This is a genomic window from Candidatus Saccharimonadales bacterium, assembly GCA_035758565.1.
Lineage (GTDB): Bacteria > Patescibacteriota > Saccharimonadia > Saccharimonadales > UBA10212 > DASTXL01.
In genome coordinates this window covers 393,416-410,124 of sequence record DASTXL010000001.1, presented here as the reverse complement: position 1 = coordinate 410,124, position 16,709 = coordinate 393,416, and the positions used below count along the sequence as shown (strand labels likewise).

The 16,709-nt window shown below is 49.2% G+C and carries 21 protein-coding genes; 14 read left to right on the top strand and 7 right to left on the bottom strand.

Annotation, left to right across the window (positions count from 1 at the left end; all coding sequences use genetic code 11):
* Positions 1-138: 138 nt before the first annotated feature.
* Both VFT49_02345 and VFT49_02340 read right to left on the bottom strand, forming a co-directional pair.
* A complete protein-coding gene (locus VFT49_02345) occupies positions 139-456 on the bottom strand; it encodes a hypothetical protein (protein HEU5004907.1) in 318 nt (105 codons plus the stop codon).
* Positions 453-803 carry a hypothetical protein gene (locus VFT49_02340; protein ID HEU5004906.1) on the bottom strand — a complete coding sequence of 117 codons (351 nt, stop codon included), beginning with the start codon at positions 801-803 and terminating at the stop codon, positions 453-455. Before VFT49_02340 ends, VFT49_02345 begins: the two co-directional genes overlap by 4 nt.
* A 254-nt stretch (positions 804-1,057) precedes the next feature.
* Here VFT49_02340 and rpsB point away from each other — a divergent pair, with 254 nt between their 5' ends.
* Positions 1,058-1,810 (top strand): 30S ribosomal protein S2, encoded by a 753-nt coding sequence (rpsB, locus tag VFT49_02335; GenBank protein HEU5004905.1) that lies wholly within the window; start codon positions 1,058-1,060, stop codon positions 1,808-1,810.
* Entirely contained in the window at positions 1,810-2,412 is a 603-nt protein-coding gene (gene tsf, locus VFT49_02330; GenBank protein HEU5004904.1) for a translation elongation factor Ts, read from the top strand. The genes rpsB and tsf overlap by 1 nt, the downstream gene beginning before the upstream one ends.
* A 142-nt stretch (positions 2,413-2,554) precedes the next feature.
* Here tsf and VFT49_02325 read toward each other — a convergent pair whose 3' ends face one another.
* The 3 genes from VFT49_02325 to VFT49_02315 all read right to left on the bottom strand — a co-directional run bounded on the left by VFT49_02325 (position 2,555) and on the right by VFT49_02315 (position 4,478).
* Entirely contained in the window at positions 2,555-3,046 is a 492-nt protein-coding gene (locus tag VFT49_02325) for a hypothetical protein (GenBank protein HEU5004903.1), read from the bottom strand.
* Positions 3,047-3,303: 257 nt separating this feature from the next.
* Positions 3,304-4,077, bottom strand: a complete 774-nt coding sequence (locus VFT49_02320) for a CDP-alcohol phosphatidyltransferase family protein (protein HEU5004902.1) — start codon at positions 4,075-4,077, stop codon at positions 3,304-3,306.
* 26 nt (positions 4,078-4,103) lie between these two features.
* The gene (locus VFT49_02315; protein ID HEU5004901.1) at positions 4,104-4,478 is read right to left on the bottom strand and encodes a hypothetical protein; all 375 of its coding nucleotides are present in this window, start codon (positions 4,476-4,478) and stop codon (positions 4,104-4,106) included.
* Between the two features lie 145 nt (positions 4,479-4,623).
* On the opposite strand from VFT49_02315, the gene frr reads away from it, so the two are divergent.
* From frr to msrA, 12 genes are all read left to right on the top strand, one after another.
* Complete coding sequence (gene frr, locus VFT49_02310; GenBank protein ID HEU5004900.1) at positions 4,624-5,187, top strand: ribosome recycling factor; 564 nt, start codon at positions 4,624-4,626, stop codon at positions 5,185-5,187.
* Positions 5,188-5,196: 9 nt separating this feature from the next.
* On the top strand, positions 5,197-6,249 hold the full coding sequence (locus VFT49_02305; GenBank protein HEU5004899.1) for a polyprenyl synthetase family protein: 1,053 nt from the start codon (positions 5,197-5,199) through the stop codon (positions 6,247-6,249).
* Positions 6,250-6,933, top strand: a complete 684-nt coding sequence (gene uppS / locus VFT49_02300) for a polyprenyl diphosphate synthase (protein ID HEU5004898.1) — start codon at positions 6,250-6,252, stop codon at positions 6,931-6,933.
* Positions 6,934-6,974: 41 nt separating this feature from the next.
* Positions 6,975-8,153 carry an RIP metalloprotease gene (locus VFT49_02295; GenBank protein HEU5004897.1) on the top strand — a complete coding sequence of 393 codons (1,179 nt, stop codon included), beginning with the start codon at positions 6,975-6,977 and terminating at the stop codon, positions 8,151-8,153.
* Positions 8,154-8,160: 7 nt separating this feature from the next.
* Positions 8,161-8,925: a CPBP family intramembrane glutamic endopeptidase gene (locus VFT49_02290; GenBank protein HEU5004896.1), complete on the top strand. Its 765-nt coding sequence runs from the start codon at positions 8,161-8,163 to the stop codon at positions 8,923-8,925.
* A 30-nt stretch (positions 8,926-8,955) separates the two neighbouring features.
* Complete coding sequence (locus tag VFT49_02285; protein ID HEU5004895.1) at positions 8,956-10,203, top strand: aminoacyl--tRNA ligase-related protein; 1,248 nt, start codon at positions 8,956-8,958, stop codon at positions 10,201-10,203.
* Between the two features lie 87 nt (positions 10,204-10,290).
* Positions 10,291-10,737, top strand: coding sequence for a transcription elongation factor GreA (greA, locus tag VFT49_02280; protein ID HEU5004894.1), 447 nt, complete (start codon positions 10,291-10,293; stop codon positions 10,735-10,737).
* A gap of 52 nt (positions 10,738-10,789) precedes the next feature.
* A complete protein-coding gene (lysS, locus tag VFT49_02275) occupies positions 10,790-12,298 on the top strand; it encodes a lysine--tRNA ligase (protein ID HEU5004893.1) in 1,509 nt (502 codons plus the stop codon).
* Positions 12,299-12,303: 5 nt separating this feature from the next.
* Complete coding sequence (locus VFT49_02270) at positions 12,304-13,482, top strand: hypothetical protein (protein HEU5004892.1); 1,179 nt, start codon at positions 12,304-12,306, stop codon at positions 13,480-13,482.
* Positions 13,482-14,060: a DNA-3-methyladenine glycosylase gene (locus VFT49_02265; protein ID HEU5004891.1), complete on the top strand. Its 579-nt coding sequence runs from the start codon at positions 13,482-13,484 to the stop codon at positions 14,058-14,060. The genes VFT49_02270 and VFT49_02265 overlap by 1 nt, the downstream gene beginning before the upstream one ends.
* Before the next feature lie 230 nt (positions 14,061-14,290).
* Complete coding sequence (locus VFT49_02260; protein ID HEU5004890.1) at positions 14,291-14,605, top strand: DUF427 domain-containing protein; 315 nt, start codon at positions 14,291-14,293, stop codon at positions 14,603-14,605.
* 227 nt (positions 14,606-14,832) lie between these two features.
* A complete protein-coding gene (msrA, locus tag VFT49_02255; GenBank protein HEU5004889.1) occupies positions 14,833-15,399 on the top strand; it encodes a peptide-methionine (S)-S-oxide reductase MsrA in 567 nt (188 codons plus the stop codon).
* Here the strand turns inward: msrA and VFT49_02250 are convergent.
* Together VFT49_02250 and VFT49_02245 are read right to left on the bottom strand one after the other, a co-directional pair.
* The gene (locus VFT49_02250) at positions 15,396-15,875 is read right to left on the bottom strand and encodes a YbhB/YbcL family Raf kinase inhibitor-like protein (protein HEU5004888.1); all 480 of its coding nucleotides are present in this window, start codon (positions 15,873-15,875) and stop codon (positions 15,396-15,398) included. The genes msrA and VFT49_02250 overlap by 4 nt on opposite strands.
* Positions 15,876-15,939: 64 nt before the next feature.
* Positions 15,940-16,620 carry a Crp/Fnr family transcriptional regulator gene (locus VFT49_02245; GenBank protein ID HEU5004887.1) on the bottom strand — a complete coding sequence of 227 codons (681 nt, stop codon included), beginning with the start codon at positions 16,618-16,620 and terminating at the stop codon, positions 15,940-15,942.
* Positions 16,621-16,709: the final 89 nt, after the last annotated feature.

Below are 16,709 nucleotides of genomic sequence, written 5' to 3'. Positions count from 1 at the left end.
ACCTCTGTCGGTCAACATAATATATGGGTTTGAGGCGCCGGGCGCCGCTCTATATAAAATCTAAATAGGCGCGCCCTTAGCGCTGCGGAGCAGAAGAAACCCCCAAAGTTCGATGTTTCTTCTGCTCCTCCTTGCGAACTAGCCGCTCTCGGCGCTCATGATGACCACCCGGCCAGGGAATCGTTTGACTAGCTCCATGTAGATGGTATTGAGGCTCTCGCCGTACATCACTTCGCCAATGCCGAGGTCGAGGTTGGCGGGCAGAATCGCGTAGATCCTGAGCTGCTTCGGCCCAATATTGGCGAGGCTGAACCTGACCTCTACGTCATCCGGCTCGATGCCGAGCTGATCGCCAAACTGTTCGGCGAACAGTTCTCGCACCGCGCTTTCGATCGCCGCCTGCTCGTTGGGGTCCAGGTCTTCGGAGTGCTGGACTTCGATTGGTTCGAGGCTCATTCCCACTCCTCTGCTTCTTCCTCCTCTTCGTCCAGGTTGACCCCTGTGACGATGACGTAGAAGTCGTCGCGGTGGAAGCGGACGTTCAGCGAATGGCGCAGGACCTCGTCGGGCTTCTTGCCAGGCACGAGCTGGTTGAAGATCTCCGCCGGCAGAACCACCCGGATGGTGGTGTTCAGGGGATGTTCCCGCTCGACGAAGTTGATGCTGAACTCGTCGCCTTCGGGCCGACCGAGACCGATCGGAGGCTTGTAGCTGAAGAGACGAATCAGCTCGTCTGCTACGGCCGTCTGATCTTCTGCGGCGAGGTGGTGGTAGATGCTTACCTGAATGGGCGAGGAAGTCATGCGTCTTCCTTTCGCAAGGTTCTGCCGTGGTTTGGTGCTGCCAGGCCAGCGCCACCTCTGTTAAGTGACTGCAATATTTTACCATAATTATATATATCTTTCAAGGGAATTTAAGGTGTTGCAAAAAAAAGGTAACAGAGGTAGAATAACCTAAGTATTAATTAAACAGTGGGTTGCAAATAATCCTCCTGACCGGCACCTTGATAGGACCGTGATGGCAAGCGACCTTACGGTGAGAAAGGATTTCGAAGTAAATGGCTACGACAGACGTAGATATTAAAAAATTGCTCGAGGCTGGCGCGCACTTTGGCCACCAGACCAGCCGTTGGCATCCAAAAATGGCGCCCTACATTCACTCTAAGCGAGAGGGCAACCATATCATTGACTTAACTAAAACCGTAGAGGCTCTAGACAAAGCTCTGGCTTTTTTGACCGACACTTCAGCCGCCGGCAAGCAAGTTTTGTTGGTTAGCACTAAGCGTCAGGCCAAAGATAAGATTCGCGAAGTTGCCGCTGCAACCGGTATGCCGTTCGTGACTGAGCGCTGGCTCGGTGGCATGTTAACCAACCAAGCCACCATCGGCGCTCGCATCAAGCAGCTCAAAGACCTAGAGAGCCGCATGATTAGCGGCGAGCTGGAAAGCCGCTACAACAAGCTGGAAGTCCAGCGCTTCGCTGAAGAAATAGACGAAATGAACCGTTTGTACGGTGGCATCAAGGAATTGGCAGCCAAACCGGGTGCTGTTTTTGTGGTGGACGTAATAAACGATATCAATGCTGTTCGTGAAGCCCGTAAACTGCACGTTCCAGTTGTCGCCTTGGTTGATACTAATGCCGACCCAACGCTTATTGACTATCCGATTCCATGCAACGACGACGCTACTAAGACCATCAACCTGATCCTAGACTACGTCCAGACCGCTATTGAATCAGGCAAAAATAAGGCTAAGAATCCTACCGACAAAACCGAGCAAAAAGTTGAATCAAAAGAGGAGGGCAAAGAATAATGGCTGACATCAGCATTGATGAGATCAAGCGTTTACGCGAACTGACAGGGGTCGGCATTACCGACGCCAAGCAGGCTTTGGTCGAATCCAATGGCGATTTCGACAAAGCTTTGGCAGCCATGCGCAAAAAGGGCTTAACCAAGGCCGAAAAACGAGGTGAGCGTGAAGCCCGTGCCGGAGTTATCGGCACCTACAGCCACGATAACCGCATAGGCGTCCTCTTGGAGGTTAACTGCGAGACTGATTTTGTAGCCCGTAACGAAAACTTCACCAATTTGGTAAAAGACGTGGCTATGCATATTGCCGCTAGTGCACCGGAATTCGTTAGTGTTGATGATGTCCCAGCCGATGTTAAGGCTGCCGTCGAAGCCGAGTTTACGGAGAAAGTTAAGGGTGAGGGCAAGCCAGAGAATATGGTAGGGCAAATCGTAGAAGGTATGCTTAAGAAACATTTTGCTGAGCGCTGCTTGCTGGAACAACCCTTTATCAAAAACCCCGACCAGACAGTTGGCGATTATGTTAAAGAGGGCATTGCCAAGCTGGGCGAGAACATTGTTGTTCGGCGCTTTGCTCGCATGCAACTTGGCGAAGTCAACGAATAAAAGTTTCTGAACAAAATAAGTCCTTAATGGGGGCCTATTTTGATTTGGTACTAAAAAAGCGGCCTTCGACTGAAAGCCGCTTGCCGGTGAGCGGCGCGAGTTGCCTCGCGAGCACGCTCACCGGCGCCTCTTTGGTTCTTCCTTACGCCGTCTTGCAGAGCTGAAGCACCAGCTGCTTGCTCAGCGGATGGTGCTCGGTGACAGCGTCACCGTTCTTGGTGGTGATCTGGTAGTCGGCCGCATAGCGGTAGCCGTTCACCACGCCGCCACGGTAGTGGTAGTTCTTGAACTGCCGCATCTCGTGGACGAACGGCGTCTTGCAGCCCGGAAGCTGCATGATCGCGTTGTGGTCGTTGACGTGCACCTTGAGCACCTTGCCGCCGTAGGCGGCGGTCATCTGCCGGCTGGCAAGATGGGTGTGCTCGCGAGTCTTCGTTCGGAAGTACGGGAGGAAGACCGTGATGGCGGCGAAGAACAGCGCGAACAGCACGAACGGTGTGGGGCCGTTCTTCGATCCCACCGAGAAGAACGCGATGGCGGCGACGATAACCGTCAGGACGGTGAGTCCGATGATGATCAGCGCGTTCGCGACCCCGAACCAGAACGGGTGGAACGAAATGAAGGTAGCCAGCATGGCCAGCTGATTCCTTTCTCTCGCTACTGCAATTGACAAGGAAGTAATACCTTGAGGGACTCCAACAAAGCATAAGCTTGATGGTTAGGGATATATTAGCATAAAACTACATAAAAGTCAATACTCTGCATGAGATTATAAGGAGTTGAGGCGGCACGGGCGAGCGAATGCTACTTAATTAGCCCATGCCGCGAGGCGGGATCCATTGAGTTTTGGATCCCGCCTATAGGGTGGAGGATTGGCACGCTCTGGCGCGCTCACCACGGCGAGTCGATGCCGAAGTACATCATCACGATCGACAGGGTGAGGATGCCGGCCAGCAGGCCGACGAAGCGCTCACCTGCTTTCAGCAACGTGGCGCGGCCCTCGAGCTTCTGGCGAACCACCAGCATTCGATGCCCGACCGTGAGCCAGGCGATACCCGCCAGGACGTAGATCGCCCACGGCAGTGCGCCTTTCGGAGCCAGAACGAGGCCAGCGATGATCAGGAAGCAGCGCTCGGCGCGGCCGCCGATGCCGTCGCGGCACTCGATGTCCAGCTGCTCCGCCTTGGCCCGCGCGTAGCTGACCAAGCAGGAGCCCAGGATCGTCGGGCCGATGATGAAGGCGGCGAACCGGTGGTGTTGCCACATGAACAGCAGGCCGATGCACGAGAGCATCATGCCTTCGCCCAGGCGGTCGGTCACCGAGTCGGCGAAGCCACCGAATAGCGTGCTCGCTCCGGTAGCCCGGGCCAGCGTGCCGTCGAACACGTCGAGCATGGCGCCGACGAAGAACACGGCCGCTGCCACCCAGTAGAACACGCGGTCGTAGTGGGCGAGCAGCACCAGCCCAGAGGCGGCCACGCACAGGCTGACGCCTGCGGAGGTCATGCGATTCGGGGTGATGCCGAGCTTGACGAAGACCGGCAGGCTGTGGCTGACGATCCAGCCGACGGCCCGGCGGACACCGCCGATGTAGTACTTCTGCAAGCCGACGCCTGCGGCGACGGCCAGGACGGCAAGACCGCCCAAGAACGCGTACAGTAGCATATCCGATCCTTTGGGTGTTGGGACGTTTACACGAGATTCAGGCTGGTGGTCTCTGGAAACCGGCGGGCTTTGCGCTCCCGCCAGATCTCCGGCCAGACCGCGATGTTGACGAGGGTCATGGGCGGGATGATGCCGGCGAACAGCACGACAGCCGCGAGCTGCCAGCCGTTGTAGTGCCAGCGCGCCCCTTGCCACGCCTCGAAAAAGACGATGGAAAAGAGGAGCGCGATCACGCGCATCTCGTGGTCGTTGCCCACGAGCACCGCAGCGGCGGTCATTGCGATCGCCAGGACTAGCAGCATGTCTGCGATCAGCCACCAGTCTTCGAGCAAGCCGAGCCCCAGCAAACCGAAGCTCAGCAGCACCGCTGACGCTTGCAGCAGGTAGGTGCGAAGAAGCACTCAATCCTCCGTTTCTTGATGTGCAAGCCAGCAGGCCCGCACGCATTATAGATAAGTTTGGACGGGAGATTTCCACTGACTAGGTCTTAAATTATAAAATATTTATTCATTTTTAAACAGGGGCGGGGCGTTGTATAATTCTTTTATGAATCCAAACCAAACTCTTGATGACGCCCGTACAAAACTTAACGCCGCGGCTGAGCACTTCAAGCAAGAGATAGCCAAAATCCGCACTGGCCGGGCCCATCCGGGTATGCTTGATAATGTCATGGTTGAGGTTTACGGCCAGCAGATGCCATTGAAAGCCACGGCTACTATTACGGCGCCTGAGGCCCAGTTGTTACAAATAACACCTTTTGACCCAAACAATCTGCAGGCTATTAGCGACGCCATCCGCAACAACCAGTCCCTGGGTCTAAATCCGGCAGATGACGGCCGTGTCGTGCGTATCCAGATTCCGCCATTAACTACCGAAACCAGACAGCAAATGGTCAAAGTCCTGGGCCAGAAAGTTGAAGAAACTATGATCAGTGCCCGCAATATCCGCCACGAGGCACTCCGACGCGCCGAGCAAGCCGAAAAAGATAAAGATATTAGCAAAGACGATCTTGCTCGTTTTGAAAAACAAGTAGATGAACTGCTTGCTAAACAAAAAGCTGAAGTTGAAGCTCTAGCCAAAGCCAAAGAACAAGAGATAATGACCGTTTAGCGGGTTAGCATGCAGTCCCAGCTCGAAAGTTATCGCCAGCGGATCGACAATGCCTTGGCTGATTTTTTTGAATCGGATCTTTCGGCGGGCGGTCTGGAGCTTAATGACTACGAACTTAAACTTCTAGGGTACTTAAAAGAGTTCACTTTGCGGCCAGGCAAGAGGCTGCGCGGTGCTCTGACTCTTTTTGCGTACGAAAGCTTAGCCGGTGAGTCTTCGGACTCTATTATTAACGCCGCCATTGCCCAAGAACTGGTTCAAAGTTATCTATGCATTATTGACGATGTTATGGATCGTTCGCCAGAGCGTCGAGGCAAGCCAACGGTCCATAGACTGTTGGCTGCCGAACTAGGTAAAAGCAGTGAGTATTTGGCCAGCATGATGGCTATTAATGTTGGTTTGCTGGGCGAGCATCTAGCTTCGTACATCTTGAGCTTAATTGAGGCCGAGCCGGCTCGTTTAAGCCAGGCATCGCAGGTCCTGCATAGGAATATCTTAGCTACGGTTTACGGGCAAATGGATGATTTGAATAATGACCTAAAAGTTCAAGCTACCGAGGCACAAATTATCCATTTACTAGAGATGAAAGTCAGCTACTACAGCTTCATTAGCCCATTGCAGCTCGGCGCTATTTTAGCCGGCAAAGCCGAGCCAGACTTTATGAAGGAAATAGAATCGATTGGCCGGCCGGCCGGTGTGGCTTTTCAGTTGCAAGATGATCTTTTAGGCCTGTTTGGCAATCCAACAGAAACGGGTAAATCGGCTCAAGACGATCTAAAAGAAGGTAAATTTACGCTCTTAATGCTGTATACTTTGGAGCGTGCAGGCCATCAAAACGCAGGTTTAGTGCGCAAGGCGTTGGGGAACCAGCACTTAAGTCAATCAGAATTTGAAGAAGTACAGGCAATTGTCGAAAATTGCGGCGCTCGTTCTGCCGTAGAGGCCAAAGCCCAAGAGTTTTCTACTAAGACTAAAAAAGCTATCACTTCCAGTAGTTTTGATCAGGCCGCCAAAGATTTTTTATCAGATTTAATAGATTATGTTACGAGCAGGAATAAATAGGTGAAACCACAGCATATAGGCGTCATTATGGACGGCAATCGTCGCTGGGCGCGCGCCCAGGGCAAAAAACCAATGGACGGCCACCTGGCCGGTTACAAGAACTTTTATGAACTTTCACGCTACACGTTTCTAGAAAAGAAAATCCCGTATCTTAGCGCCTTTGTTTTCTCTACCGAGAACTGGAAGCGTACCGAAGAAGAAGTAGGCTTTTTGATGCGTTTGGTTACGCGGGCAATTACAGAATACTTAGACGATTTTCACCGCGATAATATCAAGATTTTAATTCTTGGCAGCCGCGATAAACTATCAAAGCCGGTTCTCAAAGCCATTGAGCAGGCCGAGAGTAAAACAGCTGGCAATACCGGCGGGACTCTGGCTTTATGCTTCAATTATGGCGGGCAGCAGGAAATAGTAGATGCGGCCAAGGCGATAATTGAACAAAAAATTAATGCAGATTCACTAGACTTAGAAACCTTTGAAAGCTACTTATACAAGCCGGAAGTGCCACCACTGGATCTGATTATCCGAACCTCTGGCGAACAGCGACTAAGTGGCTTCATGCTCTATAGGGCAGCCTATTCTGAACTGCTATTTCTAGATAAGCACTGGCCCGACTTTACTCCCGAAGACATTGACTTCGCACTAGACGAGTTCGCCAATCGCCAGCGCCGATATGGAGCTTAGCTAACAGATTATTATCAGGTTAGCGTGATACAATTTAGCTTATGCAAATAGCTCTGTTTGTGTTGGCCGTAATTCTTTTCATAGGCTTGATTTTAGGTCACGAATGGGGCCATTTTATTGTGGCTCGACGAAACGGCGTTGACGCCGAAGAGTTCGGCTTAGGTTTTCCGCCGAGAGCTTACGGCCGCCGTCTAAAAAGCGGCTTGCTACTAAGCGTTAACTGGCTGCCGCTGGGTGGTTTTGTGAAACTTAAAGGCGAGCACGATAACGATACCGCCAAGGGTAGTTTTGGCGCGGCCGCTCTCGGCTCAAAGACCAAAATTTTATTGGCTGGCGTAGCCATGAATGCCTTAATTGGACTTGTTCTCTTAACAATTTTGGGCTGGGTTGGTATGCCGGTCCTGATTAGTAAAGACTATAACGGCCAAGATCAATTCACTATTAAAAACGATACGCACGTTATTCAACAGCAAGTAGAAGCTGGTCTTGTAATCGACGGCTCGCCGGCCCAAAAGATTGGACTATCCAGTCAAGATATTATTACCTCGGTTAGCTACAAGAATCAGCACGATAACATCAATACTACTTCGCAACTCCATGACGCCACTACTCGATTTGCCGGCAAAAAAGTGACGCTGACTTATAAGCACAGCGGAAAAATAGAGACCAAAGACGTGCAGCTTCTGGGCGCTAAAGAAGTTGAGGCCAGCAACGGCCAGAAGGGTTATCTAGGAGTGTCGCCTAATCAGATTACAATTCAGCGCTCAACCTGGAGCGCTCCGCTTACGGCAATCGGTTTTGCCAGTCAACTTGTCTGGTTAACCGTTCAAGGCCTGGGCCACGCAATCGGCGGGCTGGGATCGTTGATTGCTGGATTGGTTACGGGCAATCACGCGGCCAGGGTTAATGGTCAAACAGCAGCCGAGAGCCAAGTTGGCGGTCCGGTGGCTATTATGGATGTTCTTTGGAACAGCGGCAGCCTGGGCTTTAATTTTGTTATTGCTTTAATCGCACTTATATCTTTGACTTTGGCACTCATGAATGTCTTGCCGATACCGGCTCTGGATGGCGGACGGCTCTTTATGATGCTGGTGTCGCGCGGCATCTTTAAGAAACCCCTCGCTCCGGAGACTGAAGAAAAAATCGTCGGCGCTGGCATGGTTGTATTGCTGGCTTTGATGGTTTTAATAACCATTGTAGACGTCAGGCGATTCTTCTAGAGGAAACATGAAGACAAAGCTAAATCTTTTTAAGGGCCGAGACAGGGCAGACCTGGGCGGTCCGTATTGGCTAATTTTCAACACGCTAGTCATTTTTTTCTTTAGTCAAATTCTGGCTGCTTTTATAGTTGAGTTGATTTTGTCGATTATGCACCCCCATATCAATGTGGCCGGCCTGCTTGATAATTCGTCGGCTGGGCAATTTTTTTATGTCATACTCGCCGAAGGTCTGGCGGTAGCCCTAGTTTTATTGAGTCTTAAAAACCGTCGTTTGCCGCCAAGATTCATAGGACTTGGCCGCCGGCCGATTTGGGACGACGTATTCAAAGCCCTGATTGGCTTCACCGTATTTTACGGACTACTTATAGTTGCCAGCCTGCTAGTCAGTGTATTTTTGCCCAATGTTAACACCAATCAGCAACAGGATCTGGGTTTTAACAATATAACTACCACCACTGATAATCTGCTGGCTTTCGCAGCTCTGGTGATTGTGCCGCCTCTTGGCGAAGAGCCGCTGGTTCGTGGTTATTTATTTTCGGGCTTAAGAGCCAGGCTAAAGTTTTGGCCGGCGGCAATTGTTACCAGCATTTTGTTTGGAATTGCCCATCTAGAAATTGGTGGTGGTGCGCCACTGCTTTGGGCCGCTGGCATCGATACTTTTGTTCTTTCGTTGGTGCTGGTTTATCTTAGGGAATCGACTGGTGCGCTCTATGCTGGAATATTAGTGCACATGCTCAACAATCTGGTCGCTTTTGGTGTTCACTTCCACTAGCGGACTTTTCTAGGTAAACTAAATCAAGATATGAGACGAAGCCAACTATTTATTTCTACTCGCAAGCAAACACCGGCTGACGAAGAATCTCTTAACGCACAATTATTGATTCGCGCTGGTTTTGTGCATAAAGAAATGGCCGGCGTTTATGATTATTTGCCGCTCGGCTTTAAGGTGCTGGAAAACATCAAACAAATTGTTCGCGAAGAAATGAATGCTATTGGCGGCCAAGAGCTGATAATGACCAATCTGCAACGACCGGATATCTGGCAGAAAACCGGCCGTTGGGACGAAAAGGTCGTAGACGTTTGGTTTAAGACTCATTTGCAGGATGGAAGTGAGTTGGGCTTGGCCTGGAGTCATGAGGAACCAATTCTGGCCATGATGCAGCAGTTCATCCAGAGTTATAAAGACTTGCCAGCTAGCGTTTACCAATTCCAAACAAAACTGCGTAACGAACTTAGGGCCAAAAGCGGCATAATGCGCGGCCGCGAATTCGTCATGAAAGACATGTACTCTCTGCACACTTCGGCCGAAGATCTGGATGATTACTACAACAAAGTTATCGAAGCCTACAAAAAAGTTTACGAACGGCTTGGCATTGGCAAGGAAACATTCGTAACTTTCGCGAGCGGTGGCGCGTTTACTAAATTCAGTCATGAGTTCCAGACCATTTGTGATGCTGGCGAAGATGTTCTTTACTTGCATCGTGGCCGAAATATTGCTGTAAACGAAGAAGTTCTAGATGAAGCTATCAAGGAACTTAACATTTCAAAAGACGAACTAGAAGTGGTCAAAAGCGCCGAAGTAGGTAACATTTTTAACTTTGGGTCCGATAAGGCTCAGCAAATGGGCGTTTACTTTAGCGACGCCGAAGGGCAAGAGAAGCCAGTCTACTTGGCGTCTTATGGCATCGGGATCACTAGACTTATGGGTGTTATAGCTGAAAAGTTTGCCGACGAGCGCGGGTTGGTATGGCCAGTGAATGTAGCCCCGTATCATGTTTATTTGTGCCGATTGGGCGATGATCCCGCGATATTAAAAGCAGCCGACGAAGCCTATGAAAAGCTTAAATCAGCTGGCATCGAGGTGCTCTACGACGATCGAGGCGAGCGGCCTGGCGAGCAGTTTGCTGACGCCGATTTATTGGGTCTGCCATTCCGCCTAGTGGTTAGTGCTAAATCTCTTGAGAGCGGCGGTTTTGAGCTTAAATCGCGCAGCTCAGAAGAGACTCAAATTGTCGGCTTAACTTCTGTAATCCAAGTACTAGGCAAATAAATCTTGGCTTGCTATAATCAAGCGACATTCTTAGTTCTTTCGTGGGGAACTTGGGGTTATTTTTTTAAGACAAGGTTTTAGTAAATCATGAAAAAACAGTTTAAACTGACCCAATCCGGACTAGACGAGCTTAAAAGTGAGCTTGAAGGTTTAATGTCTCAGCGTGTGGCTGTTGCTGACCGCATTAAAGAAGCTCGTGAGTTAGGTGACTTAAGCGAAAACGCCGAGTATCAAACTGCCCGCGAAGAGCAAGATCGCTTAGAATCCCGCATTTCCGAGCTAGACCACATTTTGCAAAACGCCCAGGTTATCAAGAAACCTAAAAGCGACGGCCAGGTACGTTTGGGTTCGGTGGTTAAGCTAAAAAACGACGGCACCACTAAGGAATTCCAAGTTGTGGGCACCATGGAGGCCGATCCCTTGAACGGTAAACTATCCGACGAGGCTCCAATTGGCAAAGCTTTGCTGGGCAAAAAAGTTGGTGACCAGATCGAAATAAATTCGGTCTCCTACAAGATTACTGACATCTCATAACTTTACGCTATTCTTTGATAATAGATACCAAAGAATATAAACTACTATTTATATGGCAACTCTGAAAGACTATCGCGACGAGCGGCTGAAAAAACTTGAAGAAATCAAGAAGCTCGGCATCGATCCATACCCCGCCCACGCTAAAAGGACTCATTTACTTGGCGACATAACTCCGAAATTCGAGGAGTTATCCGGCAATGAAGTCAGTGTCGTTGGCCGGGTAACTGGTATTCGCAGCTTTGGTAAGATTGCCTTCATTGTTTTAAAAGACCATAGCGGCCAGCTCCAGTTGTTCTTGACGGAAACAAATATGCCGGCAGCCGACCACAGTAAAAGCCAGCTTAATTTTTCTGAAATCGGCCTATTAAACAGTGGAGATTTTATCCAGGCTACTGGGCCTGTTATCAAGACTCAAACTGGCGAGATATCAGTTCAGGTTAGTGAGCTCAGATTGCTGGCTAAAAGCTTGCGGCCGCTGCCGGGCAGAGACGGTTTGACTAATAAAGAAGAGCGTTTTCGCCGCCGCTACGTCGACCTTAATGCCAACCAGGAAGTCTACGAGCGTTTTATCCGGCGCAGCAAATTCTGGGAAGCTAACCGCGAATATCTGAATAAACATGGTTTTGTTGAGGTAAATATTCCAGTTTTAGAGCACACAACCGGCGGGGCTGATGCTAAACCTTTTAAAACCCACATGGATGTTTTAGACCAGGATTTTTACTTGCGCATTAGTCATGAATTACCGCTCAAAAAACTAATTGGCGGCGGTTACGAAAAGGTATATGATATCGGTCCGCGCTTTCGCAACGAACATTACACCGACGAGCATCTGCCTGAGCACGTAGCCATGGAATGGTACTGGGCTTACGCCGACTGGCGCGATGGTATGGCATTTATGGAAGACATGTTTAAATACATTGCGCTTAAAACCTTTGGCAAAATGCAGTTTGAAATAGGCGATTTTAAAGTGGACCTCGATAAGCAGTGGCAAAAGCTTGATTATGCCGAGGCTATTGAATCAAAATATGGCATTGATCCTTATAACTGCAGCCTAGAAGACGTTAAAAAAGCCCTAGCCGACAATAAGTTAGTGGTCGAAAAGACCGACAACAAAGCTCGGGGCATAGACAAACTCTGGAAGAACATCAGAAAAGACTTAGAAGGTCCGACTTGGTTAATTAATACGCCGCTATTTATCAGCCCGCTGGCCAAAAAGAATCCAGAGCGTCCAGAAACCGTAGAGCGTTTCCAGCCCGTAATTGCCGGTACCGAACTCGGTAACGGTTATAGCGAGCTGAATGATCCACTAGACCAGCTGGCTCGCTTCCGCGAACAGCAAGCTATGCGCGACGCCGGTGACGAAGAAGCCCAGATGCTTGATATAGATTACGTAGAAATGCTGGAATATGGTATGCCGCCAACTTGCGGTTGGGGTCATTCTGAGCGGGTTTTTTGGTTACTAGAGGGAGTCACTGCTCGCGAAGGCGTGCCTTTCCCGCAGCTGCGTTACGATGTCGATGACGTCACCCGCGGGATTTATCCAGACTTAAAGTTTGAGTAGACAATATGACCGAAAGTTTTTTGGGCAACAGTGACCACGAAATAAGATCACGAAAACTAGATCTAGCCGCAGAAAGACAAGAAACTTTTCAGGAGGCTGTGGCTGAAGAGCTTAACGCGATAGTTCTTGAGGGAAGGCAGATGCTAGAAGATAGCGGCCAGCCTGTTAATGAGTTGAACCTTGAACTGGCTTTTCTGGGATCTATGTCCAAAGTCCTGAAGCAATGCCACTACAGCGTCAGGATGCAATTCGCCTACGCCACCACTCGTGAGCTGACTTCTCCCGATGTTCAGTTAACTTTGCCGCCAGCTAGCTTGGAGGACCAAGTGCCACCGTGTGAGCTGGTGGCTGCATATCGTAAGCCGTTAATGGAAGCATTGCGAGCGCAGCTCGGCGACTTCGCAGAAGACGGTTTAGATGTGGCAGACTTTGCCCCGGAAGTAATGGCTGAACTGGACAAAATTCTATCTATGAGTCTTCAAGAAGCTGCCGAAAGAGCGCTGGAGCCTGGCTTAATACAGCCCGACATTATAAACGAGGCATTTGATCATTTCAGAGCGCTGGCCCGCGAGAGAATAGAGGCTCTCCAAAAAGAGGCGGATACTGCCATGAATACGCTTGGCGCCCGGGCCAATGAATCTCAGCGGGAGTTGAGGAGCGATAGCGAGGCGAAGCCCGATCTAGAATTCATAGAAGAATGTATTCGCACAGAGCAGATAGAGCAAGCCATTTACCACATTAATAGCATTGGTAAATCAAAAAGAACAGAGAAGCTTAAAAAAATTCTTGATGATGCCGTCCTTAGAAAAGCTAGAAATATTATCAATACTCGCGAAGGTGATTGTTTGAGCAATACCCTAGACACCATTAATTTTTACTCCTCAGACCCTTATGGCAAGAACTTAATGAGAGCAGCTCTAACTCCTGATTTTTTGGAAATAGCAAGGTTGCTCATTGCCAGTAATCAATTAGAAAAGGCCGAGCAATACGCTGGGGCTACTTTTAAGAGCAGCCGCATCGTCGTGAAGGAGGCTTTAAACCTTACTCATTTTAACCATGCGCTTGACATGGCCAGACACGGAGCACCGGCTCACGCTATTGACTCCTACATTGAGCAAAATATCCATGGCTCAGATAATAAAGACTACGCTAAGCGCGCGGCTCTATCTTACATATACTCTTAATGAATCATCTTTCTGAAATTCTAAAGCTACCCTCGAGTGAAGCGGCACCGCTTTTGCTGGGCTGGAAATTAGTGCGGCAAACTCCGCGTGGGATTATAAAAGCGAAAATAGTTGAGACCGAAGCTTATCATCAGGACGACCCAGCCAGCCATAGCTTTAGGGGATTAACTAGGCGGACGGCGCCGATGTTCGAAGCCGGCGGCACCATATATGTTTATTTTACTTATGGCATGCACTACGCACTTAACATAGTTACTGGTCCGGCGGGTAGAGGAGAGGGGGTGCTAATCCGTGCCGCCGAGCCCTTAGAGGGAATTGAAATAATGCGAAAAAACCGTGGTATTACCGACATAAAAAATTTAACTAACGGACCAGGTAAATTAGCCCAAGCGCTCGGTATTAAGTCGACGGAGTTCTCTGGCAAAAAACTTAACAAGTCAAGTATCTCACTAGAAAGCCCTTGGGAAATCATAAAGAAAGAAGACATTGTGATCGGCCCCAGAATTGGTATTAGCAAGGCGGTTGAAGTCGACGCTCGTTTTTACATTAATGGCAATAAGTTTGTATCTAAGCCGTAAAAAGTGAGTAGATTCATAGCTAATTGAGCCTATTACTAGCTATTCTAAGCTTGCAAGATAGAAAGGAGGCAGTTTTATGAGGCGCGTCAAACAGAAACAGCCGTTAAACGAGCAGCCGGGTTATTTTAAAGGCCCTTACTACACCGATTGGCGAGAGTGGCGCCGAGGATGAAGAAGATCATCAGGTTCGCTACTTTAGATTTGGGCTTTTAGGCGATAAAATAAAAAGCATGAAAGCAATATGGAACAGCCAAACCATTGCTGAAGCCGATAGAAAAGAACTTATCTACATTGAAGGTAACTGGTATTTTCCGGAAAGTTCAGTTAATCAAAAATTTTTAAGAAAAAGCGACACACCTTACACTTGTCCATGGAAAGGCGAATGCCAGTACTATGATGTTGGCGAGGGCGATAACTGGTCGAAAGACAATGCCTGGTCTTATCCAAATCCCAAGCCCAGTGCTATAGAAATAGTAAAAAATAGTTCGGGCAAAGATTTTAGTGGCTATATAGCCTTTTGGAAAGACGTCAAAGTCGGAGAATAATAGATTGCACATTACGTCGTCAAGGACTACAGGGCTCGCTCACCGTATCAATAAATACGGCTCGCTCCACGCTTCATCCTTTCCTTGTATTGTACTAATCTATTGCTCTCCGAAGTCGCAAGAGTAAGAGAGTAATTGGTAGATGATGATTCAGCAACGCACGAGCTTGGGTGTAAGTGCAAGGAAGAAGTAAGGAGCGCAATGAAACGTACATGCAGGTACTTTGAATGAACACCGCAGCTTCTGACGCCGCAGTGCGCCAAGAGCCTGCCGGTATGGCCGGCTTTGCCGGGCAACAGGGTCGGGCGGCTAGTGGCGTTGCGCTTTTTGCGGCAGGGTGTTTTTGGGGAGTGCAGTATTATTTTGACCAAGTTCCAGGAGTTACCAAGACAACCGCTGGCTACGCCGGCGGGCACAAGAGCCACCCGACCTACGAGGATGTGCTATCGCACGCGACCGGTCACGCTGAAGCGGTGCGAGTAGAATTCGATCCGAGTAAAGTTAGCTACCAAACACTCTTGAAGCACTTTTTTAGGCTGCATGATCCAACGCAGCTTAACAGGCAGGGGCCGGATGTGGGTGATAATTACCGCTCGGCTATTTTTTATAGTGACAACGAACAAAAAGAACAGGCGCAGCAGATGATAAATGAATTAAACGAAAAAGAATACTCCGGCAAAGTAGTTACCCAACTGGAACCTGCTGGACAGTTCTGGCCCGCCGAAGAGTATCACCAAAAATTTACAGAAAAGACCGGCCGCGGCGCGTGTCACGTTGATTACGCGCCAGTTTAATCGGCGGCAAAAGTGCCAACGAGCGTAGCAGCGGCCACAACTTTACCGCTCATGGCTTGCTGCAACTGGGCGCGATTAGAGCCTGACTCCAAGCTTAAGGCTGCACTTAAAGCGTAAGCCTCAAATACGTATCGATGTGTGCCGGTGCCGGCGGGCGGGCAAGGTCCTGTGTAGCCAACCTCGTCCATGTCGTTCATTCCTTGCACGGCACCGACTGGAATACTGTTGGCGGCAATTGTTTCGGTCGATGTCGGGATGTCCCAAACTAGCCAATGAGTAAAGTCACCAACCGGCGCGTCCGGGTCGTGCATAATAAGTGCCAAGCATTGGGCCCCATCTGGAACATTCAGAAAATTCAATGGCGGGCTAACATTTTGACCCTTGCAGGTGTATTGAGGCGGAATAGGTGAGCCATCCCTAAATACCTGGCTGATAATTTGAAAGTCAGACTCAGGCGCTTCATTTTGTAAATCCATTAAATCTCTCCTAACCTTACATTAGCTATCTTAGACGGGCGCCCAGCATATAGTCAGTTAATTTTTACTCTGAATATTTGTAATCTTCCTCGAATGGTCCACCCAGCTTATCCACGTGCAGAATCCAGTGGCCGCTGGATTGGTCTAGTATTTTTGCTCGCTCTAGCTGTTTTATAAGCGCCGTTGTGGTCTCGCGGGTTACGCCGCAGAGGTCGGCGAACTCCTGATGGCTAATGCGTATCCGCAGGCGATAAGTATTTGGCCCGATCTTGTCGGCAAGCTTCATAACTAAATAAGGCAACAAAAACTCAATCTTATCGATGGCTTTTTTATTTTTCATAATTTCTAGTTGATTTATCACCGTTTGGTTAGAAGCGGCCAAGTAGTTAAGGTAGGTCTCCATCATAGTCGGATTGTTATCGACCCTTTCTTTTAGCTGGCTTACCTCCAAAGCTTCCAAAGTCGTCGGAGTAAGCGTCTGGTAAAAATGTTTGGTCCGGTACTTTTCCCAATCGAGGGTCACCGAAAAAGTTAGAGGAAAAATATCGCCGGGACTGAGGAGTAAAATGGTGCGCGTATCGCCAGAGTCTAAAATCGTATAGGCTTTGAGGTGGCCTTCTTTTACTAAATAGACTTGCGTTAGCAGATCGCCTTGATAATAAACTATCTGGTTTTTAGGAAACTTGCGGACACGGGCGCCACTAAATAATTTCTCTACGTTGATCTCGTACGGGGATTTTTTCATGGAAGCTCCAGTTAATTTTTATGATCATCATCGGAAATTAACTAGATTTAACCACTTAAAAGTGCGCTTGTTCTGTCGGTTTAATTACA